Below are 22,603 nucleotides of genomic sequence, written 5' to 3'. Positions count from 1 at the left end.
GGCAGTGAAATGACTGGAATCGTCTATTTAAACGGAAACTACTGTAATGCCTCTGATGCAAAAATTTCCATTTTTGATCGGGGCTTCCTGTTTGCTGATTCTGTTTATGAAGTGATTCCAGTCTACAATGGGCATCCTTTTTATTTCTCCAAGCACCTTGAACGATTAACATACAGCTTAAAAAATGCCAGAATCATCCCTCCAAATCTCGATTGGCAATCCCTTTTGAATACACTCATTGCAAAAAATGGGGGCGGTGATATGCAAGTTTATTTGCAAATCACTCGCGGCAATGAGGGAATACGTAAACATGATATCCCTTCTCAGATTGAACCAACCGTCATTGCTTTTACAATACATACGCCCTATCCGACCCTAGAAGAAAAAAAACGCGGATTGCATGCTAAACTTATTGAAGACATTCGCTGGTTACGGTGTGATATAAAAACAACGGCATTGTTAGGTAATATCTTACTAAATGATGATGCAGTTTCTAGCGGCGCTGACACAGCAATATTGGCGCGTGATGGTTTTTTGACAGAGGGCGGTGCAGCAAACCTTTTTTTAGTAGATGTAAATGGTGTCATCCGTACTCCGCCTCTAAATCATCTTTGCTTGTCTGGAATCACACGTCAGATTGCTATTGAATTAATCAATCAATTATCCTGGCCGCTACGGGAAGAAAAGATTCCTGCATCAGCGATTTTTAAGGCACAGGAGGTTTGGATAACCAGTACAACAAAAGAAATCTTCCCCATAACCCGGATCAACGATACATCCATTGGGAATGGTTATGGCGGCGCCTACTGGAGCCAGATAAATACACGGTATCAACAACTTATTAAAGCGCAATATGACTGATAAAAAATCATTAATACAATTCCCTTGCCATTTTCCTATCAAAATAATCGGTAAAAATACTGACTTATTTGCTACTGAGATTAAAGAAATCACTCAGAAACATTTTCCCGATACACTTGAGGAAACCATCGTTTGCCAAGAGAGTCAGCAAGGGAACTATCTGTCAATTACAGTTGTCGTCTATGTCCATGACCAACAATCACTTGATGCACTTTATTTGGAATTAACCAAGCATCCTGATATAAAGATGGTGTTATGATGATTCATATACGTAATCTAGGCAGTCAACCTTATCTCGATATTTGGGAGCAAATGAAGAATTTTACCTCCAAAAGAGATGCGAATACCGTTGATGAGCTATGGTTACTGGAGCATCCTCCCGTTTATACTCAAGGGCAAGCAGGAAAACCTGAGCATGTTTTTAACCCTAATTCTATTCCAGTGATTCAATCAGACAGGGGTGGGCAAGTGACCTATCATGGACCAGGCCAATTAGTGGCTTATGTTTTGATGGATATTCGAAGAAGACATTTAGGGATAAGGACTTTAGTCGGCTACCTGGAACAAATATTGATAGCTGTCTTAGAAAATTATCAGATCAAAGCTTCAACTCGCTGTGGCGCACCAGGAGTTTATGTTGATGATAAAAAAATTGCTTCTATTGGTTTGCGAGTTAAAAACGGCTGCACCTACCATGGGATTGCTCTAAATGTTGCTATGGATTTGGGCCCTTTTTCCGGTATCAATCCTTGTGGTTTTGCTAGACTTGAGATGACGCAGATAAGCGATTATGTTGCTTCGGTGGATATCATCGATGTCGCTGCATTGTTTACTGATGCCTTTCTTTCTTGTTTTGATCGTTAAGCTATGCATTTATTTACCGACTATATTCAACCCCTCACCATTTGGCTGCACAATCATCCACAATGGGCCTTATTGATTACATTCGTTGTTGCGCTTTCTGAATCTTTAGCAATTGTTGGCAGTATTATTCCTGGTTCTGTAACGATGACCGCGATTGGTATACTTGCAGGATCTGGTGTCATGCGTATTGATTCAACCCTCATCGCTGCTGCTTTAGGTGCAATTGCAGGTGATGGTGCCAGCTATCTTCTGGGTTATTACTTCAGTGAGCGTCTTACAAGTATTTGGCCATTTAGCCGTTATCCCAATTGGCTATCATATGGCAAAGAATATTTTGCGCGTCACGGCGGAAAAAGCGTGGTTATTGGCCGTTTCGTGGGGCCATTACGGTCAATTATTCCTGTTATTGCTGGCATGATGCATATGAACCGCTGGCGTTTTTTCATTGCTAATTTTATTTCTGCAATAGGCTGGTCAATCCTCTATGTTCTTCCAGGAGTGTTAATTGGTACAGCCAGCAGTGAATTATCTCCTGAAAGCGCTACTCGCTTATTCATGCTGATCTTAATTTTACTTGCTGGTATTTGGTTGCTAAGCGTAGGATTAAAATGGTTATTCATTCGCATTAATAACATATTACGTGTTAATTTACATCGCTTTTGGTCATGGGCTGCCAATAGTCATTCTTTAGGTAATCTAACCCGTTTTTTAACTCCTAAAGATGAAACGGATCATTACCCTACCGCTGCTTTATCCTTATTATTCCTTTTAGTTACCCTATCATTTTTCTTACTTACAGTATTCGTACTCCAAGGCAGCTCAATCACAGCAGCAAATCAGCCAATACAATTTCTTTTACAAACTTTGCGCACCCAACCTTTCGATGTTCTTTTTACGATAATAGCGCAAATTGGGAACCCTATTACATTAGCCACCTTATTGTTATCTTTTATCGTCTTGGCGCTCTATTATTACGACTTCCGTACTTTATTTTATTGGTTAAGTTTAAGCATCTGGTGTACAGCTGTTTTAGCTTTTGTTCATATATTAGGCTCTGCAAACTTCTCCGACACCGACAATACAAGTATCTACCCTGTTACAAATCTTAGTTTTGCCACAACATTGTTCGTCACTTTTATTCTCTATGTTAATGGCTATTGGCAAACACGTTATAGACATCTACTGACTGTTATTTTAACGTCTAGCCTCATCCTTATTGGTTTCACCTCCCTTTATTTTGGGGAATATTTGTTTACTGATTGCCTAGGCGCCTATCTAGTTGGATTAAGCATTTGCCTAGGACACTGGCTATTTTACCGACGTCATAAACCCCAAATCGCCAATTACCCGAGCCTACCCCTAATTATTTTCTTTTTACTCTTTTTAGCCACCCTTCTTTCCAGTTTATTTAATTTCAACAGTTGGATGCGCAATCATCAGCCTTACTTTGCCCAATACGTCCTAACTGATGAGCTCTGGTGGAATCAAACCAAACCACTTCTACCTATTTATCGCACGAATCGAATTGGTCGCCGCATCAGTTTATTTAATATTCAATTTGCAGGTTCGATTGACGATTTTGAACAAGCCTTAACTTCTTATGGTTGGCAAAAGCAAAATGATTCCTTTTTTAATTCGATCATTACCCGAGTCAGTGGGCAATCTTCACCTGAGCTCACTCTCATGGCGCAACTTTATCTGAACAGAAAACCTGTGCTTGTAATGACTTTTGAACCAACAGATGGAAATCCTGTTCAAGTTTTACGTATTTGGCGTTCAAATTACCATCTTCAACATTTTCGTCAGCCCATTTGGATTGGTTCGGTACAAGCCCGTGCGCTGTCAAAAAAGAACCCAATAACAAACACAATTGCCAATACAAATCGAACTAAATCGATAACCTATGTGAGTTCAGCCTTACTCTCCTTTGAATTACGTACAGTTGCTTTTCCCGCTCGAGTTTCTAAACAAACCTTACCGGTAGAGGTTGAACCTATTTTACTTTTAGTAAGACAGCCTCCCAATGGCGATTCAGGTTTTATATTACCAGACTAAGCGAGACATATTTGTTTCTCTGAGTTACACTAGTTTGTAATCATGCTTATTGAAGGGATTAACTAATGCTCAATTTATTGGAAGCAATACATATTTTGTTCCCTATTTTAGGAATTATAATCCTAGCTTTGGGCATAAAGCTGCATCGAAAAAATTACATTGTTGTCGCACTTTGGTTAAGCCTTATTGCGCTTATTCTGCATTATAGAGCCTCTGGTGGAGAAATATTAGGCAGTTATTTTAATTATTCTCATGCAGCGATTTATTCCTTAAATTTAGTTGTCCTCATCTCTGCAATCATTTGTTTGCTAATCGCTTCGATGGAAGAGATAAAAAGTAAAATTTTACGTTATAGCGCGGGCTTTCTTTCAGCTGGACTTATAACGGGCGGAGTCTTATTAATTGCCAATTTATGGATAAATGCTTTTTTCGTTGAAGATAGACTTACGGGAACCCCAATCCTCCAGGTAGCTACTTTCAGTAAACAGCCTTATTGCAGCTACCGGTATGTCTTTTATAAAATAGGCTCAGACAGTGTTGTCCGTTTCATGTGCCCTAACCACTATGGCTTATTACCTTCGGTAGGTCCACTAAGCACAGCCCCTAGCTTTGTCATAAAACAATTACCTCCGCAATTGCAAGTTAAATTTCAGAAAGAACCAGAATCAATATAAACAAGTGCAGCTGAATGAACTTCTTCAAGCATAATCTGATATTCTTCTGGTTTCTAATCGCTCGTTTTATGGGGCTAACTGACGGATAATTCAATAAAAATTGACAACCTTTTGTGGTTTTTTTATTGTAAGAAGGAGGTTCGGCTTTATTTTGATGATAATTTGTCCTATTGGTTATTATTTGCTAACATACAGGAAATTTTTTTGCCAAAATGATTATGCGTAGTTTGCTTATAACCATATTGATAGCCCTTTTAAACCCATCTTTTGGTATGGCTCCTAAATTAAATTGGGACGAAGCAGTCGATAAAGCAATAATCAAATATGGTTTACGTACAGAACCCGAATTAAGGCGCTTTTTTGCCAATGCGCATGTGGCATACCCACCTAAAGAAGTTGCTCTTTTAGCTTTTAAAAAGGAAAGAAAAATTGAGTTGTGGGCTAAAAGCGAAAACCAATCTTGGCATTATATCCACAAATACCCTCTCACCGCTTTTAGCGGTCGCTTAGGCCCCAAATTAAAAGAAAGAGATGGCCAAATTCCAGAAGGGATATATCGGTTAACCACGTTTAATCCTTTTAGCAGTTGGCATTTGTCGATGATGATTAACTATCCAAATAGTTATGATCGCATGCAAGCAAGCAAAGATGGCCGTAGAAGACTTGGTAATAATATTTTCCTTCACGGCAAATCAGTATCCGTGGGCTGCTTAGCAGTCGGAGATCGAGCAATTGATCAACTCTTCCTGCTCGCCCGCCGAGTCGGTCTTAGCCACATCAAAGTCATTATTGCCCCCAATGACTTGCGCAAAAGCAAACCTGCAACATCAAATTTTGCTCAACCTCGATGGTTACCAGATTTATATAAACAAATCACAGTTGCTTTAAGCCCCTTCTCCCACAGCCGGTTTAGTTGAATAAGCCCTGTACAAGATAAATAGGTCTGCACGAAGATCAAACCTATTTACCAACAGCGTCATCAAAAACCCCAATCAAGCATTTAATGTGCATCCCATCTTAAGCATGGGAGGGTAGTCTTTAAATAAATCCTCATCCTCAAGTCCTGTTTCCTTAATCCCTTTATCGAATGGTATACGCATATCTACTCCTGTTGTCCAAGCATGATGAGTATAACTTGTATACTTACCTATGCCACGATTTGAACTAGGGGGTATCTCTTTTGAAGTACGAACGCCAGCTTCATCGAGAGCAGTCTCAATTTCTTGGATGATTTCGATCCATTTCTCCCCATTAAACTCAGGATTTGCTCCACAGTAAATAACCATTTCCCTACCGAGCATATGAGGAAATGTTTTCATTGATGCCCTGGCTTGTGCTTGGCTCATTACTTTGAAACAGGCTAAATTATTTTTTTGCGCAAGCTCTGCTATAATTTCAAAGGCTTTAGGGATGTCTTCTTCGAATATCGCTAAATTTAATTTCCAATTATCTTCAAAATTTCCGACATCAGGATGAAGCCGGTTATATTGTATCCAAGAAGTTATGTCTTTTCCAAAACCAGACTTACTTGTAGAAGAACGTATCAGTTCTATATTCAAGCTATCACTCTGAAAATGTTGCTCGGAGGATGTATAAAAACTATTTATTATGTTACTTAAGCTTTGTTTTGAAGTCGTCTTTTTATGAGATGATTCGCTGAAAAAACCTAAAGTGTTGGATGCAAATTGCAATGTTCTTGAATCCTCTTCTTCACTTTGTTTTCCGGCAACATCATCTACTTGATTTGGCTCTACAAAAGCATCTATTTGTCCTTGAGCTTCTAAAACACCTTGATTGATTTGTGTTGGGCCATCATGTACTGGCTTAACCGCTTGTTTACTAAAATAAGGTATCCAACATAGAATGAGAGAGGGTAGATTACCAAAAAAGGAAATCCAGCCAGACTCACCGACAGTATCTGATTGCTCGACCGAGTCAACTTCATCACCAGTTAATTTATCCCCATCACTTCTAAAGTATGGTAACCAACTAATAATGGACAATGGTAAAATGCTAAAAAAAGAAATCCAGCTTAGTTCACTTATAGTAACAGCTTGCTTGATTGGTCTTAGCTCACCATTAACCATCCTATCAATATCACTTCTGATTGACACCATCGCACCGCTAGAATCATTATGACTTATATCTATTAGACTTGTAAAAGTGGGTATCCCTCCCCTATTACGTATTTCAACAAATTTCTGTAATTTAGAATTAAAATCACTGTCTTCTCTATCATAAGGTTCATTTTTTATTAATTTTACGTAGACAGATTTTAAGACGTTAATATCTGCTATCTGCTGAGCAGTATATCCCTCACTTGCAGACTCATATATTCCATTTAAATAGGGAGAAGTGATGCAGTAAAATGCAGTTTCTAATAACGACAGTTTTACCAATAAATTATCAGAATCACTCACAAGTTTAAGAATATTTCTTTCATTCATTGGTAAGGCCTTTTTATTGCCTAAGAAAGGAAATAAAATACGTTTTACAATTAAATCGCTGGTGCAAATTTGATTGAATCCCCTTTTCCTCTCAGAAAGCAATGCCAAATAAGCCTTCTTTAATTCTCCGAAAGCGTGAGTACGTTCATCAAAGGGTAGTGAATCAACTGCGCGTATCGTTTCATTTATAAATCCCACTAAACCATAAAGTTTAATACGACTTTTTCCATTGATATCCCGGTAATCCTCCCTAACTTTCCTTAAAGTCATAACAATATTTTCTTTCGTAAAATTCTCTGTCCCAATTAACTCAAGCAATGGATTAGTTGGGTCAACCACGAACCTTCCAAAAACACTTTCATGTAGCTCTGTATCTATAAATAACAATTCTTCTTTTGTGAAATTTTCCGCCATTTCAGTATGAAAGCTCTTAATAGATGCGTCTAACTGAATACTGGAAAATTCAGAATTTTGTGTATCAAACTTTCTAAAAAATGATGACATTGAATATAAATAATTTATCAATCTGCCTTCACCTACTTTTAGTTCACTTAATAAACTAATACATTTATTCCGCAAAAAAAACATGGCATGTATTTGCTCATTAGACAAATCTGCTATATTTTTTTTGCCAAATTTCTCTATAAAACCTGTTAGTAATTCTAACTTACGTTCCGCATCAAAAATTGAAATACCAGTTTCAGGATCTCGATAATCGTCTTCAAGTTTGCTGAATAGCTCATCGATTTTTCCTGCTGTGAGTTCACTTGGATTAATTTCGTATAAGCTAATGAAAGGGTTATGGATATCGAGTGCCTTAGGTAGATAGAATTTTTTGATATCACGATAAATAGCTATTCTTTGGCCTTGGCTAAATACCTCATTAAAAACAGCAGACAAAGGTTGAACTTCCGATGGCACTGGACGTTCCTTAAGAATGCTATCCAATTCATTGTGAAATATCGGATCACCGTATGAACCGATGACTTTCTTAGCTTCTTCAAAATCTTTCTTTGCTAAAAGTCGTAGGTATTCATTTCTTAATAATATGAGAATATTAACTTCATGCTCTGAAAAATCTACAAGGTCTGAGGATCTCAGTGCCCAACCGAAACCACGCCGAATCGTCATTGCTAAAAATAAATTTTTAATATAGCTAATTTTTTCATCTAAATTGAGGTGATCATTTTCTGTAATTTCTTTATTAAAATCTGGGGTTACAACTTTATCTATTAGGCCTAATAAAGGCATTTTTTCCAAAAATTTTGCATACGCATCTTGTTTAACGGAGTCTTTAGATTTTTCGACATGGCTTGCGATACGTTCACGGCGACGGTTAATGTATTTTGTTGTTTGAGGATTTCTGGGATCAAATTGGTATTTTTCCTTAAGGATTTCAATAAATTTAGCGGGATCAAGATCAAAGCCAGGAGCTTGTTTTAATAACTCCTCCATTTCAGTATGAGACTGACCCATAGAAATTATTTTCGTCGGCATATCACTTAATTTTATCCATTTGATCTTGTCCACGACTTCAAACTTAAATTTTCTGTTTGTATTCGACAGCATACCTCCATGAGGCATAGTTAGTTCTCGTCCTCTTAAGGCTATAACTTCAGTGTCTTCTTCATAGGTTTCTGGTAAATAAGAAAATACATGGTCATATTTACTCAGTTCACTTAAAACCGCTAAAGTATAAGTTGCGCAGTTATAACCATCCTTCTGCAGAAAGGAATTACAACTTCTAATTTCAAAATTTTCACCTAACTGGGAAAGGGAATTATGGAGTAATTGAAGGGCATGCAAGTGCTTTGCATCAGTCACGGTTTCAAAACTAAAAATAAGTAATTTTCCTTCGGGTGTTCTTTCTATATCAAAGCCGAATGCATGAGCCTCACCAAAATGGTAGTAAAGGAGCTGTTTACGCTCATTTGGCTTTAGCCCAACAATAGCTTTGACAAGCTTTCTATGGGCAAACTCAGTTGCATAATCTGGAGCACCGATAGCTTTTATATTTGCATGGCGAGATAATTCTTTATTTCGACGAGTTTTTGCATTCAAAAGGGGTTGAATCGAATCTTCTCTTAGAGCGTTTTCAGAAGAACGAATTTGAGAGTGTAAATTCGAAATTTCTTGAGACAATGCAACATAGTCACTGTTGCTAAAATCTTCATTTTTGAATTTGACTAGACTTTTTTTCGCTTCCTGTTCTCGAGAAAAGGCAGAAATGATTTCATTCACTGCAGCTATAAGATCAGGCTCAGGATCTTCAATATTAATTTCAGTAAAGTTATTTGTAATTTTATCAAATTTATATTTTATAAATGAATGAAACTGTAGCCAGTAAGCAAGTTTTTCAGCATCTTTATTTAATAAAATTATTTCTAATTCATTAAGATTTTCTGTTCCTAAGTTACTAGAATCTCCACCTGCCACACACTGAAGGATAAGGTTAGCAAGATCAAAAGTAGATAATTGAGTCATCTTCAACCCCCAAACAAGTCTATAGGAAGTCGCTTTCAAATCCAGAATTTAAAATGCGTTCTATTGTGTTGCTAAAGTTCTAAAAACGAACAAATTGAACTTAGTTAATATACAGGCAATATAATAAACTTTTTGACTTCTTTTTATACAGAGAAACTTTATCTAAGGGGAATTCCTAAAAGGAATTGATTGAGATGTCAAAAAATATGGCAAGAACGAATCGTAAGCCACACATCCTTCCAATAACTGGGATAAAAGAATTTGATTCTTAAAAAAGACAGTACAAAAAATAGTACTCAGTGAAAATAGCGCTTATAAAATTGAGTATTATTCAAGGAGTATAAGCGCATATAACTAATTTTATCTAAATGTCATAAATAAGTTGAAACAATCGTTGCGCAAGCCCCTAAATATTGGTTTTCGCCCTAACTTAAAAGTAGCTCAAAGGAAAGAGTTATTCGTGCTCGGGTGAAACAACAAAGATTCCAGGCGCATTTCGCAGGTACTCGTTATAATCCATGCCATAACCAAAAATATAATGGTCATCCACTTGCAAACCTACAAAATCGGCGTTTTTTAATCCATTAGGTACGCGTTTATGATGCTTATCGACCAAGACAGCACTGTAAACTTCACGAGCACCCATGGCTTTTATTTCGTTAATGATTGCAGCTAAGGTGACACCCCCATCTAAAATATCATCAATCACTAAAACGGTTCTGTTTGCTAGTTCAAGGCTGGGCTTGACCTTCCAGATTAATTCCCCTCCTTTAATCTCGCCGCGGTAACGAGTGGCGTGGACATAATCAACCTCTAATGGAAAATCCAAACGCGGAAGAAGGTTTCCCATCGGAACCAATCCACCAATCATAACGCAAAGCAACACTGGATTTTTATCATGAAGCGCTGCATGAATGTTAATCGCCATTCTATCTAAAGCTGCCTCAACTTCTTTTGTTGTGTATAAGCAGCTTGATTTTTCATATACCTCTTTAATCTTAGTTGGAATAGACATCAGACATCCTAAGTGAATTAGTTAAATCAATCATTGCGTTTACTGGGAACCGGAAATACAGTGACCTTACTATCATCCTTTGATCTATCTCGAACCTTAGCCACTCCTTGCTTATCTACTTCATCGATACGGAAAACAGAATGCATAGGGATATAAGTGCGTTTGATACTATTAAACTCGACTTTTAAACGTTCTTCCGAGGGGTCAACAACCAAAGAGCTATTTTCGCCAAAAACAAAATTCTCTACCTCGAGAAAACCAAAAATCTCACTTTCACATACCTTACGAGCATAAATTTCATAAACTGCTTCCTGGTTTGCGAAAGTAATACGATATAGCGATTCTTTTGCCATAAACATATAATCCAAAAATAAAACAACGGCTATTATACTGAAGATAGTCCAAAATGCTATTTTTAGACGAAACCCTAAGTATTTTAAACTATGTTGAAAGTATACACTAAACTTAATAAGTCTCCTCAAACTCCGTTTTGTGTACTTTCGGTTTAAATTGGCAAGCTGGCAACAACCCCCTCTTCCGTTCCCATAACTGCTCTTCAACCTCGCTATGAAGCAAATCGGTATGGGCTGCTTGATATTTTTGCACTACAAGGCAATAAAATCCGGCTGGGCAAGGCGAAATCATTTTCCCTAATTCATTAAAAATCTCTAACTTACGTAACCATTCTTTGGTTGAAACGGGGGGGATATAGTAGAAAGAAGAGATATTACATAAAACATAGCCACGATGCAGCATTGCCCGTTTTACTGAGAGAACTGATGTGGGCTTTCCAGCTAAATGGCCAAAAATGGAGTATCGTTTTAATCTTACAAATAATCCCCATAAACTTAAGGGGTTTATACCAAAAAAAATGGCATAACCCATTGGTTTTAAGACTCGATCAATTTCATCAATTGGATTTTTCTGATGACTAAAGGCTTCCATAACCAGCGGGGCAATTACACAATCAATGCTGTTTCTATCGAGGGGGAGTTGAGTAAAAGAAGACCTAAATGTACTAGATGGGTCAATTAAAGGTGAAGTATTCCATTTATGGCAATAATGAAGTTTTTGTAGCCAAGGATTTTTACCGTAATTGCCGAGCTGGAGTAAAGTTTCGCCATGAAGTATTTCTCCCAGATGCGCCAATTCTGATTCAAAAAAATCACTTATATCGAGCCCCTGAGCTGAGCTAAACCATTGCTCCAAGGCACGAAACCGAGCTTTTTGGCCATCAAAAGACAAAGTACACGTCCCGTATCTTAACTTAATCTTTTTTGTACCATAGTCTAGGGTCTGTTGACAATTGAAGTCACGATTTTCTCCACGGCGATTTTCCCAAGCCGATAAATTTATCGTGCACTCTAATCTTTTTTTCTTTATAGTTAGCTCAGGAAATACAGTCTAATTATGGAAATGACAACAATAACAAACCATCGCTTACAAGGAATTGCTCAATTACTTACAGCAAATAATCTTATTTCTAAAAGCAAAATTTTCGAATATCAAACCCTTGCTCTCGCTAACCAACAAACTCTCCTACAGTATTTAGCCACAAACGATTTGATTGAACCCCCGGTTATTGCACAAATCATGGCTAATTATTTTGATTTACCTTTTATGGATCTTGATAATATTGACTTCGACTCCATTCCTATACACCTAATCAGTGGACAATTAACACGCCGTCATGCTGTTTTACCCATTATCATTCGCGCGGAGAATTTGATTTTAGCGACAGATGATCCAAGTCAGCAGTCTGTTTTCAAAGAAATTCACTTTCAAACTGGCTTACCCACTAAAGTTGTTGTTGTTGAAACAGATAAGCTTCGGAAACTCATTGACAGGGTGATGAATAAAAAAGAAAACCAACACTTACTCGATTATTTAGATAATTCAGTTCAATTGGAAAACATCACTCCTGTGAACACAGATTTTGCTTTCACAACACACAATAACGAGGCTCCCGTTGTCAACTTCGTTAATCAAATCTTGATTTCGGCAATCAATAACGGCGCATCAGATGTTCATTTTGAACCTTATGAACAAGCATATCGTATTCGTTATCGTCAAGACGGATTATTAACCGAAGTAACCGACCCGCCTAGACATTTATCAAACCAAATAAGCACTCGCATTAAGGTGCTGGCAAATCTAGACATCTCCGAGCGTCGTATGCCCCAAGATGGCCAATTTCAAATTAAGCTATCTTCTCACCATACAGTTGATTGCAGAGTAAGCACTTGTCCTACTATTTATGGTGAAAAACTAGTAGTACGTATTCTTGACGCCGATTTAAGCTATTTTCATATTGATTCACTAGGATTAAATCACTTACAGAAAGAACATTTCCTTGCTGCTTTGAGGAAACCACAAGGGTTGATTTTAGCTACAGGCCCAACAGGTAGTGGTAAAACCTTATCGCTTTATACCGCTCTCAACCTCATGAACAGTATTGAACGAAATATCTCCACTATCGAAGATCCGGTTGAAATTAAAATACCAGGTATCAACCAGGTTAATATTAACCCTAAATCGGGTTTAACTTTCTCGACTGCCTTACGTTCATTTCTGCGGCAAGATCCTGATATCATCATGATTGGCGAGATTCGGGATACAGAAACTGCCGAAATTGCAATTAAAGCCGCACAAACTGGCCATCTTGTTCTATCTACCTTGCATGCGAATAGTACTTCAGAAACACTCACTCGACTCATTAATCTTGGCATTCCGGCCTTTAATATTGCAAATTCCTGCATCTTGATTATTGCGCAGCGGTTAGCCAGACGTTTATGCGATCGGTGTAAAACCATTCGCAATGATTTATCTCATAGGGATTTGTTTGGGCTTGGCTTTCATCAGAACGAGAAAGCTAATCTTTACCAAGCCCGAGCTTGTGAGCATTGTAGGAATGGTTATCGTGGCCGATTAGGTTTGTTTGAGGTGATGCCAATCTCCAAATTAATCAGGCACCAGATTTTATGCGGAGCAAATTCTGTTGAGATTCAAAAATTAGCCCAAACAGAAGGAATGCTCACAGTTTATCAATCAGGTCTTGAAAAAGTCAGGCAAGGATTAACCTCGCTGGAAGAATTAAACCGCGTCATTGCTGATTAAACATGATGAATAAAACTAAGCACTGTTATTATTGGGAAGGGATCAATGCATTGGGTGAAAAGGTACATGGTCTCATGGATACTACCAGCACCGCTTTCGTGAAAGTCGAGCTTCATAAACAGGGTATCAGTAGTCGAAAGATAACAAAAAAACAGAGTTTATTTTTGAATAGAAAAAAAATTCGCCCAATTGAACTCGCTAGTTTTTGTCGCCAGACTGCCATCTTACTTAAAGCGGGAATTCCTTTAATTCGATCGTTTGATATCGTTGCTAAAAGCCAAATTCGGCTTACAATGAAATACTTGATTCAAGACATAAAAATGCAAGTTGAAAATGGATTATCTTTTTCTGAAGCCCTAAATCATTACCCAAACATATTCAATGAATTAACTTGCAATTTAATTTCCGTAGGTGAAAAAACCGGCAACCTTGAGCCAATGCTCGAAACTCTCGCGAATTACAAAGAAAAATTAGAAACAATCAAGAGAAAACTAAAAAAAGCACTCATCTATCCTGCTACCGTTTTATTTATTGCTTGTCTAGTTAGTTTCATACTTTTGTTCGTTGTTGTTCCCCAATTTGAGTCGTTGTTTGAGAGTTTTGGTGCCGATCTCCCTCCACTTACACGTGCAGTCATTCAAATCTCAACATTGAGCAGAGCAATTGGATTACCAATTTTTTTGGGTGCCATTAGCTTAGGCTATAGCTTTTTTAAACTTAGAAAATATGTGCCAGAATTAAATCTTTTTTTTGATCGGCTTTCCTTAAAATGTCCCATTTTTGGCGTTATCTTAACAAAAGCAATTATCGCACGTTTTTCTCAAACATTAGCGGTTAGTTTTGCAGCTGGTCTTCCACTTTTTAATGCGCTCGATGCTGCGGAGGGAGTCATAGCAAACTGGATATATGCTAAAGCGATTAGCCAAATCAAAGAGAAGGTTTATTCAGGACAACAAATGAATCAAGCCATGGAAAATACCCTTCTTTTTCCTAATTTAGTAATTCAAATGATTGCTATTGGCGAGGAGGCAGGTTCACTGGAACCGATGCTCCGCAAAATAGCTGATTTTTATGAAGAAGACATTAGCAACGCGGTAGATCGCTTAAATCACTTGCTAGAGCCGGTTATTATGACAATACTAGGGTTAATCGTCGGTATCCTAGTAACAGCCATGTATCTTCCTATCTTTAAACTTGGAGCGGTGATGTAGCCTATGTTGAGTCAATTTGAAATTATTAACTTTCCTGCTGCTTTAATTGTATTGGCATTTTTTGCGCTTGCTGTCGGTAGTTTTTTGAATGTCGTCATTTACCGTTTGCCTTTGATGTTAAAAGCTGAACAAGAGAATGAATGCCATCATGAGGCTAAGCAAGAATCAATAACTAAAATCAACTTATTCCTTCCACGCTCTTTTTGCCCGGTCTGCAAAACGCCAGTTCCCGTATGGTTCAATATTCCGCTTCTTAGTTATTGTTTACTACGAGGCCGGTGTCGACACTGTAAACAACGTATCTCAATCCGCTATCCGATTGTTGAATTATTGAGTTGTCTTTTTTCTTTATTAGCTGCTTGGTATTTTGGTTTTACTATCACCTTGTTGTTTGTTCTTTTTTATATTTGGATTCTCATTGCCCTTTTTTTTATTGACTTAGAGCATCAATTACTACCAGACAGCCTTACCTTAAGTCTGCTCTGGCTTGGTCTGATTGCGAACACACAGTCACTATTCACTACTCTACCCGATGCAGTGCTTAGTGCTGCATTAGCCTACCTTGCCTTATGGCTTTTTATTAAACTATTTTATTTATTGACCCATAAAATAGGTATGGGTAATGGTGATTTTAAATTATTTGCTGCCTTTGGGGCCTGGTTTGGTTGGGTACAACTGCCATTCATTCTATTGTTTGCCTCTCTAACAGGGGCAATCATCGGTTTTACATACCTCAAATATCAGGGGAAAACTAAAGAAACACCAATTCCTTTCGGTCCCTTCCTTTGCTTAGCTGGAATTATTTCTATTTTTTGGGGAAAAGTAATTATGCATTGGTATTTATCTTTCTGGTTTTAATCTCTGCTAAACTCTTAACAAGAGGTATAAACCAGATAAGCTAAAATGACTATAGCGGCAAGAGTTCTTCTGTTACTGTTCGCTTCTATTTCAGTTACAGCTGCGAATCCTTCCCTTTATCCCGGAGAAACATTAATTGAGGCTGCGGGAGCGCAGACTTTAGTTTACTTTCAAAAAGGCGATCCAGCCAAACCACTTGTCATTTTTGTTCCTGGTGATTCCCATTTAGCTCGAATTGCGTATGGCTACCCTGGCGCGAAAAAACAAGATTTTTTGAATTATTGGTTAAATAAAAAGGGTTATTCTTTTTTAGGTATTTCCTATCCTCTTGAAAATCCTGTTTACACTAAAATTTATCCTAATTTTTCAATTCAAGATTGGGGGAATCAAATTGCAGAAGTCGCTAAAAATATTATTGATAAAAATAAATTAACAAATAAAATCATTGTATTAGGTTGGAGTATGGGTGGCTCAATCGAGCAAAGCTTAAATGTGGCAGCAAAAAAATATGGGCTCAATGTGGAATTATTTATTGGCTTGGCTGCCGTTCCTCCACTTCCTTACGTGATGCAACCAGGACCTTATGAAACCAATACGTTGCGGGCTAACCATTTAGCTGATCGCACTGCGTTATTTCCTGTATTTGCGCAGATGCTTGAAGAGCAAAACCGCTACAATGGTCATGTGATCATCCCGCAATCCATTTACCTATCTCAATTTATTGGCCATATTCCTGCAGCTATTGCTGCCGAAGGTTATGTCTATCAAAACGGCCAGCTGAAAAAGAATGTTCAGCAAACCTTAAACGACGGTGGAGTTTTTAATTTCGCCAGTACTCCTTGGATTGGCCTGATTGAAGATGATTCACCAACAACCGCTAAAATCTCCTTGATTGATCCAGCCGCTTGGAATTTTTTAAGATCAGAAATGATTTACAATCATTACATTAAAGGAAACAACTTAAAAAAACTATCATCAGAACAATGGGCGAAATTAGTACATTTGATTGATAAGACGCCGGATTATTTAAAATTGCACGTTCACGGTAATCATTTCTTCTTCGTCGGCATAAGAGGAGCTTCAGCAAGCGCTGATAAAATTGAAGAGTTAGAGACGAGAGTGAAAGGTATAAGAAAACAATTTCAAAATATCATTCCCGAACATTTTGTAACTAAAATATCCAATTGAGGCCGCTGTTAAGACTCTGGGCACCATTTACAAATAACGGGGTTGAGCGCGATTTACGTATGGTCAAATGTTAACAAGTCTCTAGGGTAGCTTTCGCTCCATGCAGGAAGCGAATCAAAGATTGTGCTACATTCAGGAGAACCTTCAAGCAGCTATGCCGCTTTCAGGATGGCATGTTACCTGCGTTTATGGCTTGGCACAAATATCAAGGCTTGAGGAACATCAAATTTTACAGTTGTGAGAAGAGTTAATTAAATTGACAAAAAAGTGAGCACTCAAGGAGTAGTAATTCCCTTCATCCCGAAGTTGTTTAGGGAATTCCTAGTGGGCGAGCTATTCTTATTTGTTCCTCGCTTTCATTAAGGCTGAAAAAAATTCAGGCTTATTTAATCCGATTGAGGCAAAAATCTGTGGTACTTTATCCCAACTGTTCTCCTGGTCAATACTTTGTACCACTAATTCAAACCCTTTATCTTTGTCAGGGATTACGCCCCAACCATTAATATAACAAAGACCATGCAGACGCCTTGCCTCGACATGACCAAGCTTTTCAGCCGACTGCAAATACGCTAATGCCTCATCAAAAAGAAGATGCGCTTGATGTTCGTTACTGGCACTTGTAAAAAGCCCCTCTTTTTGCAGTTCGCTACGAAATTTTGCTTCGTCTAATAGCGCTTTGCCGACCTCATATTGCGCTTTAGGATCATCTAAAGCAGCGGCCGTGCGTAGACATGCCCTGACCATCTCCGAAGCGTAAGGATAAGATTTATGACCAATTAACGAATGGTATATACCGGCTAATTCATGATAATAAGCGATTTCTTTTGCTAGCACTTCATCTTTGGGTTGATTATGAACACGGTGCTGTTGCATCGACTTTATTTTTTTAGTTAACTTCCGAATTTTAAAACGTTTAAAAAACATATACGCTCCTTTAGGTAAAAACCCAGGTTGCCCAACCGTTCGCTTGTCGTTACTGAATCCTTACTCTTTTTATACAGTCGGGGGTGCAACTAACCATTCAACCAAAGTAACAACAACTAGGACCAAAATGATAAGAAGAAATACTTTCAATCCAAAACTAAGCGTTTCTTGGACATCACTTTTTATTTCCGAACGCTTCTCTGTTTTCTCCTCATTCAAATGATAAATCTCATTTTCAATATAGTTTGATGAGAACTGGGAAATGAGCCCTGTAATGATAGCAGGGATAATAAACGTAAAAAAAACCATCCATGCAGAACCCGACTCAGTAAATTCATAGGCTTCCTTATACCATTCCCTTAAGTTAAGCACGAATGCAGGTACCCCGTAACTCCAATTCCATAAAAGGTATGGCAAAATATAGAAGCCGAATGCAAACAAACTTAAACTAGCTAGCAGGCACATAAGACCTACGACGAAAAGCATGCCATGCTGTTGAAACCGATCTCGTTCCATACTCATTTATCCTGGAATTAAACACCGCAAAAGGGCTAGGTACGCGTTTATCTCTTTGATTACAGATACTAAACTATATCTATATACTCAACATAGCAGAAGCTTATGGACTTGCCAAGCTGCTAGTGAGACTCTGGGAAACGCTTAATTTTATTGGGTGTCTCCTAGTCGCCCAAGAATTATTCCATTAGAATTCTCTAGATAATTTATTTTTGCTTAACAAACGAGGCCCATGAATGAAACGAAATGTGTTCATGATTTCAGATGGTACCGGCATCACTGCTGAAACGCTTGGCAATAGTCTAATTACTCAATTCGAAAGCATTCAATTTGATAAACTAACAATTCCTTACATAGACACCCTTGAAAAAGCCCAAGCAACTGTTGAACGCATTAATGCCTGTTGTAATGAAACAGGAGTAAGGCCCATTGTGTTTATGACATTAATTAACCCCGAAATCGCCCACACGATTGGAAAAGCGAAAGCGCATGTCTTTGATCTTTTTAATACTTTTTTAGGTCCGCTTGAAACTGAACTTAATGCAAAATCATCCTACACCGTGGGAAAAAGTCATGGTGTTGTGAATCAACAAATTTACACCCATCGAATTGAAGCAGTCGATTACGCAATGTCCCATGATGATGGCATAAAAGTGCGGGGCTACGAAAAAGCAGATATCATTTTAATAGGTGTCTCGCGATGCGGAAAAACCCCGAGCTGTCTGTACATGGCACTACATTTTGGTGTTCTTGCTGCAAACTACCCGTTTACCGAAGAGGACCTAACCAATTTCCGGCTCCCAGAAGTGCTTAAGCCCTACAGGCATAAATTATTTGGTTTAACAATCGATCCAGAACGGTTACGGCAAATACGTACGGAACGACGGCCAAACAGCACCTATTCCTCAGTAGAGCAATGCCGCCGTGAAGTGGCTGAAGTTGAGGCAATGTATAAACGCGAAAATATACCTTATCTTAATTCGACTCGGTATTCTATCGAGGAAATCTCTACAAAAGTTTTGGCGATTGCTGGTATTAAACGAAAATTTTAAAGGTTTTGTACGAATGGAGACAGGGATGAACGAGAACAATGCCTATGAACAAACAAGAGACTATCTTAAAACTTGGAATCAGCAACTTAAAGATTCCCTCTTGGCCGAAGACTCCAACTTAATGCATACCTATCAATGCTATTATGCAGAATACCCGGAATTCGTGCACCAATTACGCGATTTCTCACAACGCGTGGCATATCAACTGGAACCCTTGGTGATGGAAAATAACCTCGACACCAATCTTCCTAAAGTTGAGCATTATAACAGCATTGGAGAACGTGAAGATCGTGTGGTTCATCACCCTTCTTATGAAGCTGCCGGAAATGTGATTTATGGCTCTGACCTAATGCATTACCTCCTTAAACCAGGCCATATGCAGAGGACTTTAAGTTTGTTTTTTCTTTCCTCACATGCAGGCGAAGCTGGGCATAACTGCCCAATTGCATGCTCAGCTGGCGTTATTCGAGTGTTAAAAAATTATTCTAAATTAAAGGAGACCCAATTTTATTTAGATAAACTAACTCAACCTTCCTTTAGCCAGAATTTCACAGGAGCTCAATTTTTGACTGAAATTCAGGGGGGATCCGATGTTGGTGCTAATGCGACACAAGCTTATCAGGATGACCATAAACAATGGCGAATACGGGGGGAAAAATGGTTTTGTTCCAATGCTAATGCAGACTTAATCCTAGCAACCGCACGCTATGACCAAAACCTAAGCGGAACCAAAGGATTGGGTCTTTTCTTAATTCCAAAGCAATTGCCTGATAATAAACCAAACTATTATAAATTACGTCGATTAAAACAAAAAATTGGCACGCGCTCAATGGCAACCGCTGAAATTGAATTTGAGGACGCGCTGGCTTATCCAATGGGTGAACTTCATCAGGGAATTCACTTAGCTTTAGAAAATGTTTTACATTTATCGCGAATATTTAATGCATTTTCTGTATTAGGTATGGCTCGACGAGCCTTACAAATCGCCCATTTTTATGCACTCAATCGTCGGGCTTTTAATCATAAAATTTTTGATTATCCTCTTGTTAAAGAAGCACTTGCCCATATTAAAGCAGAAAACACTGCCTTAATCGCCAGTATTTTTTACATGGCTAGCCGCCAAGATGAACTTGATATGACTCCTTATGAAGAGCAATCCAAAGAAAAACAGCTGCTCATGAGAACTTTAGCAAACTTAAACAAATATTTTACTGCAAAACGTTCGGTGGAAAACATCCATCACTGCATCGATATTTTAGCTGGTAACGGCACTATCGAAAGTTTTTCTTCATTGCCACGTCTACTCAGAGATTGTATTGTTTGCGAGAATTGGGAAGGCACACACTTCACTTTATGGATGCAAACATTAAGAGATATGGAGAAATTTAATGTTGGCGAGTTAGTACTTGAGCATTTGCACCAACTCATTAACCAACTTACCGGTCATTCTGAAAATACGACACTCATCAAAGAAAAACTGGGCGAATTAGCCAATTCAATTAGGGCGTTGAAAACAATGCCCGCAGCGGCACAAACCTTACAAATTGAAGCTGTGGTGGAACAAATGGCTATTCTTCATGCGGTATTAGCCCTATCATTGGAAATCCAAACAGGCAAGCCCCCTAAATCAAAAGAAGCATCTTTGACCTTATTTATTAACCGTTATTTTCGCAAGGATTACCGACAAGATAATCACTATCTATCGTTATTGAATGCTGTTTTGGGTAAAAAATCGAGTTAATTCCAGAGGCAGGTCACCTCGGAATCAACTCATGCAACAGTCGTCATGCCTTTTCTTCCATCAACACAGTTGAAATTCCATTTAAATTCCCAGGTTAAGGCTCTGCCTAAACCCGGGCTCTTCGTTAAATTCTCAACTTGGCAGCAATGATTCCGGTTTCCAAAGTGCCATGAAGTCCACGACTGACATAGCTGCTAAAGAATTTGTATCATTCATTACCTCTAGAATCGCATCAATGCGCTCTGGTTCATAACGAGTTGCCAGATTGCGTTTGAATTTTTCAAGCAACACTGGGATGCCCTCATCGCGGCGCCGTTTATGACCAATTGGATACTCTACAGTGACTAAATTAGACTGGGTACCATCTTTAAAAATGAGCTTAATGCTATTTGCAATAGAGCGTTTATCGGGATCATGATAATCACGTGAAAATAGCAAATTCTCACTTACGTACATTTTTTCACGCAGTTGGTCAATGCGTGGATCTGCAGCAGTCTCATCTTCATAATGCTCAGCACGTAAATCACCGTATAAAAGAGCGACTGCAACCATATATTGCAAGCAATGATCACGATCAGCAGGATTATGCAATACACCTTGCTTACTAATAATACGAATCGCTGATTCATGCGTTACTAATTCGATTCGAGCGATATCATCTAAACGCTCTTTCACTTGTTCATGTAAGATCACTGCGCATTCAACTGCAGTTTGAGCGTGGAATTCAGCGGGATAGGACAACTTAAATAATACATTCTCCATCACATAGCTGGCATACGGCCTTTGGAATTTAAATGCCTTACCTCCAAAAAGAACATCATAAAAACCCCATTTAGGCACACTCAATGCGCTGGGATAACCCATCTCTCCAGTAGCTGAAATTAATGCCAACCGCACTGCTCGAGCAGTTGCATCACCTGCCGCCCATGATTTACGTGATCCAGCATTGGGTGCATGTCGGTAAGTCCTCAGGCTCTGTCCATCAACAAACACCTGAGAGAGTGTACGAAGCATCATATCGTGATCAGCACCTAACAAAGAGGCAGCTACAGCTGCGCTTGCTACTTTCACTAAGATAACATGGTCTAAACCAACTCGATTAAAGCTATTTTCAAGCGCTAAGCAGCCTTGAATTTCATGCGCTTTAATCATCGCCGTTAGCACTTCTTGCATAGTGATTGCTGGCTTATCTTCTTTTAAGTTTCGGCGACTGACATAGTCGGCTACGGCCAATATCGCCCCCAAATTGTCTGAAGGATGCCCCCATTCCGCGGCTAACCAAGTATCGTTGAAATCAAGCCATCTGATCATCGTCCCAATGTTAAAAGCAGCTTGCACAGGATCAAGTTCATAATTTGTTCCAGGTACGCGTGCTCCACCAAGTAGAACTGCATCCGGCACTATAGGCCCCAACAGTTTAGTGCACTCAGGGAAATTAAGCGCTAATATCCCGCATCCTAGCGTATCCATTAGACAAAGCCTGGCAGTCTCATACGCTTCTGCACTCGTTATTTCTTTATTCAACACATAATCAGCAATGCCTGTAATTACAGGGTCGTAATCCGGTTTAACGTTATCTTCTACATAAGAGTGCAT

19 protein-coding genes are annotated in these 22,603 nt (G+C 38.6%); 12 read left to right on the top strand and 7 right to left on the bottom strand.

Features of this window, described 5'->3' with window-relative positions; genetic code table 11:
• Nucleotides 1-9 precede the first annotated feature (9 nt).
• From LMI_RS07155 to LMI_RS07130, 6 genes are all read left to right on the top strand, one after another.
• Nucleotides 10-861: an aminotransferase class IV gene (locus tag LMI_RS07155; protein ID WP_045099181.1), complete on the top strand. Its 852-nt coding sequence runs from the start codon at nt 10-12 to the stop codon at nt 859-861.
• Nucleotides 854-1,120, top strand: a complete 267-nt coding sequence (locus LMI_RS07150; protein ID WP_045099180.1) for an HP0495 family protein — start codon at nt 854-856, stop codon at nt 1,118-1,120. Before LMI_RS07155 ends, LMI_RS07150 begins: the two co-directional genes overlap by 8 nt.
• On the top strand, nt 1,117-1,725 hold the full coding sequence (gene lipB / locus LMI_RS07145; protein WP_172838918.1) for a lipoyl(octanoyl) transferase LipB: 609 nt from the start codon (nt 1,117-1,119) through the stop codon (nt 1,723-1,725). Before LMI_RS07150 ends, lipB begins: the two co-directional genes overlap by 4 nt.
• A 3-nt stretch (nt 1,726-1,728) precedes the next feature.
• Nucleotides 1,729-3,780, top strand: coding sequence for a VTT domain-containing protein (locus LMI_RS07140; protein WP_045099179.1), 2,052 nt, complete (start codon nt 1,729-1,731; stop codon nt 3,778-3,780).
• A 65-nt stretch (nt 3,781-3,845) separates the two neighbouring features.
• Entirely contained in the window at nt 3,846-4,454 is a 609-nt protein-coding gene (locus tag LMI_RS07135) for a hypothetical protein (protein WP_045099178.1), read from the top strand.
• Between the two features lie 218 nt (nt 4,455-4,672).
• Nucleotides 4,673-5,371 (top strand): L,D-transpeptidase family protein, encoded by a 699-nt coding sequence (locus LMI_RS07130; RefSeq protein ID WP_102010584.1) that lies wholly within the window; start codon nt 4,673-4,675, stop codon nt 5,369-5,371.
• 75 nt (nt 5,372-5,446) lie between these two features.
• Here LMI_RS07130 and LMI_RS07125 read toward each other — a convergent pair whose 3' ends face one another.
• The 4 genes from LMI_RS07125 to LMI_RS07110 form a co-directional block, all read right to left on the bottom strand.
• Nucleotides 5,447-9,385 carry a YopJ family acetyltransferase gene (locus tag LMI_RS07125; RefSeq protein ID WP_045099177.1) on the bottom strand — a complete coding sequence of 1,313 codons (3,939 nt, stop codon included), beginning with the start codon at nt 9,383-9,385 and terminating at the stop codon, nt 5,447-5,449.
• A gap of 454 nt (nt 9,386-9,839) precedes the next feature.
• Entirely contained in the window at nt 9,840-10,400 is a 561-nt protein-coding gene (locus LMI_RS07120; protein WP_045099176.1) for a hypoxanthine-guanine phosphoribosyltransferase, read from the bottom strand.
• Nucleotides 10,401-10,426: 26 nt separating this feature from the next.
• Entirely contained in the window at nt 10,427-10,753 is a 327-nt protein-coding gene (locus LMI_RS07115) for a DUF1820 family protein (RefSeq protein ID WP_045099175.1), read from the bottom strand.
• A 112-nt stretch (nt 10,754-10,865) separates the two neighbouring features.
• The gene (locus LMI_RS07110) at nt 10,866-11,645 is read right to left on the bottom strand and encodes a class I SAM-dependent methyltransferase (RefSeq protein WP_045099174.1); all 780 of its coding nucleotides are present in this window, start codon (nt 11,643-11,645) and stop codon (nt 10,866-10,868) included.
• A 171-nt stretch (nt 11,646-11,816) separates the two neighbouring features.
• Between LMI_RS07110 and pilB the strand changes: the two genes are divergently transcribed.
• The 4 genes from pilB to LMI_RS07090 are packed head-to-tail and all read left to right on the top strand — an operon-like array spanning nt 11,817 to nt 16,774.
• A complete protein-coding gene (gene pilB / locus LMI_RS07105) occupies nt 11,817-13,517 on the top strand; it encodes a type IV-A pilus assembly ATPase PilB (RefSeq protein ID WP_416419462.1) in 1,701 nt (566 codons plus the stop codon).
• 2 nt (nt 13,518-13,519) lie between these two features.
• Nucleotides 13,520-14,728 (top strand): type II secretion system F family protein, encoded by a 1,209-nt coding sequence (locus LMI_RS07100; RefSeq protein WP_349267104.1) that lies wholly within the window; start codon nt 13,520-13,522, stop codon nt 14,726-14,728.
• 3 nt (nt 14,729-14,731) lie between these two features.
• Entirely contained in the window at nt 14,732-15,586 is an 855-nt protein-coding gene (locus LMI_RS07095; protein WP_045099172.1) for a prepilin peptidase, read from the top strand.
• 45 nt (nt 15,587-15,631) lie between these two features.
• The gene (locus LMI_RS07090) at nt 15,632-16,774 is read left to right on the top strand and encodes an alpha/beta hydrolase (RefSeq protein ID WP_045099171.1); all 1,143 of its coding nucleotides are present in this window, start codon (nt 15,632-15,634) and stop codon (nt 16,772-16,774) included.
• A gap of 339 nt (nt 16,775-17,113) precedes the next feature.
• Here the strand turns inward: LMI_RS07090 and LMI_RS07085 are convergent, their stop codons facing one another.
• Nucleotides 17,114-17,698: an SEL1-like repeat protein gene (locus LMI_RS07085; protein ID WP_045099170.1), complete on the bottom strand. Its 585-nt coding sequence runs from the start codon at nt 17,696-17,698 to the stop codon at nt 17,114-17,116.
• 69 nt (nt 17,699-17,767) lie between these two features.
• The gene (locus LMI_RS07080) at nt 17,768-18,220 is read right to left on the bottom strand and encodes a hypothetical protein (protein ID WP_143000986.1); all 453 of its coding nucleotides are present in this window, start codon (nt 18,218-18,220) and stop codon (nt 17,768-17,770) included.
• Nucleotides 18,221-18,450: 230 nt separating this feature from the next.
• Here LMI_RS07080 and ppsR point away from each other — a divergent pair, with 230 nt between their 5' ends.
• On the top strand, nt 18,451-19,266 hold the full coding sequence (ppsR, locus tag LMI_RS07075) for a posphoenolpyruvate synthetase regulatory kinase/phosphorylase PpsR (RefSeq protein WP_045099168.1): 816 nt from the start codon (nt 18,451-18,453) through the stop codon (nt 19,264-19,266).
• Between the two features lie 25 nt (nt 19,267-19,291).
• Nucleotides 19,292-21,007 carry an acyl-CoA dehydrogenase family protein gene (locus LMI_RS07070; protein ID WP_045099167.1) on the top strand — a complete coding sequence of 572 codons (1,716 nt, stop codon included), beginning with the start codon at nt 19,292-19,294 and terminating at the stop codon, nt 21,005-21,007.
• 132 nt (nt 21,008-21,139) lie between these two features.
• Here LMI_RS07070 and LMI_RS07065 read toward each other — a convergent pair whose 3' ends face one another.
• Nucleotides 21,140-22,603, bottom strand: coding sequence for a bifunctional 2-methylcitrate dehydratase/aconitate hydratase (locus tag LMI_RS07065; protein ID WP_045099166.1), 1,464 nt, complete (start codon nt 22,601-22,603; stop codon nt 21,140-21,142).

The organism is Legionella micdadei, assembly GCF_000953635.1.
In the GTDB taxonomy this organism is placed as follows: Bacteria; Pseudomonadota; Gammaproteobacteria; order Legionellales; family Legionellaceae; genus Tatlockia; species Tatlockia micdadei.
This window is presented reverse-complemented; position numbering and strand designations above follow the sequence as displayed.

Excerpts from the sequence above, each read along its gene's own strand:
- lipB (WP_172838918.1), top strand. The coding sequence starts at position 1,117 with ATGATGATTCATATACGTAATCTAGGCAGTCAACCTTATCTCGATATT.
- LMI_RS07070 (WP_045099167.1), top strand. The coding sequence starts at position 19,292 with ATGAACGAGAACAATGCCTATGAACAAACAAGAGACTATCTTAAAACT.
- pilB (WP_416419462.1), top strand. The coding sequence starts at position 11,817 with ATGACAACAATAACAAACCATCGCTTACAAGGAATTGCTCAATTACTT.
- LMI_RS07125 (WP_045099177.1), bottom strand. The coding sequence starts at position 9,385 with ATGACTCAATTATCTACTTTTGATCTTGCTAACCTTATCCTTCAGTGT.
- LMI_RS07080 (WP_143000986.1), bottom strand. The coding sequence starts at position 18,220 with ATGAGTATGGAACGAGATCGGTTTCAACAGCATGGCATGCTTTTCGTC.
- LMI_RS07130 (WP_102010584.1), top strand. The coding sequence starts at position 4,673 with ATGCGTAGTTTGCTTATAACCATATTGATAGCCCTTTTAAACCCATCT.
- LMI_RS07150 (WP_045099180.1), top strand. The coding sequence starts at position 854 with ATGACTGATAAAAAATCATTAATACAATTCCCTTGCCATTTTCCTATC.
- LMI_RS07095 (WP_045099172.1), top strand. The coding sequence starts at position 14,732 with ATGTTGAGTCAATTTGAAATTATTAACTTTCCTGCTGCTTTAATTGTA.
- LMI_RS07140 (WP_045099179.1), top strand. The coding sequence starts at position 1,729 with ATGCATTTATTTACCGACTATATTCAACCCCTCACCATTTGGCTGCAC.
- LMI_RS07100 (WP_349267104.1), top strand. The coding sequence starts at position 13,520 with ATGATGAATAAAACTAAGCACTGTTATTATTGGGAAGGGATCAATGCA.
- LMI_RS07085 (WP_045099170.1), bottom strand. The coding sequence starts at position 17,698 with ATGTTTTTTAAACGTTTTAAAATTCGGAAGTTAACTAAAAAAATAAAG.
- LMI_RS07120 (WP_045099176.1), bottom strand. The coding sequence starts at position 10,400 with ATGTCTATTCCAACTAAGATTAAAGAGGTATATGAAAAATCAAGCTGC.
- LMI_RS07155 (WP_045099181.1), top strand. The coding sequence starts at position 10 with ATGACTGGAATCGTCTATTTAAACGGAAACTACTGTAATGCCTCTGAT.
- LMI_RS07065 (WP_045099166.1), bottom strand. The coding sequence starts at position 22,603 with ATGCACTCTTATGTAGAAGATAACGTTAAACCGGATTACGACCCTGTA.
- LMI_RS07090 (WP_045099171.1), top strand. The coding sequence starts at position 15,632 with ATGACTATAGCGGCAAGAGTTCTTCTGTTACTGTTCGCTTCTATTTCA.
- ppsR (WP_045099168.1), top strand. The coding sequence starts at position 18,451 with ATGAAACGAAATGTGTTCATGATTTCAGATGGTACCGGCATCACTGCT.
- LMI_RS07135 (WP_045099178.1), top strand. The coding sequence starts at position 3,846 with ATGCTCAATTTATTGGAAGCAATACATATTTTGTTCCCTATTTTAGGA.
- LMI_RS07115 (WP_045099175.1), bottom strand. The coding sequence starts at position 10,753 with ATGGCAAAAGAATCGCTATATCGTATTACTTTCGCAAACCAGGAAGCA.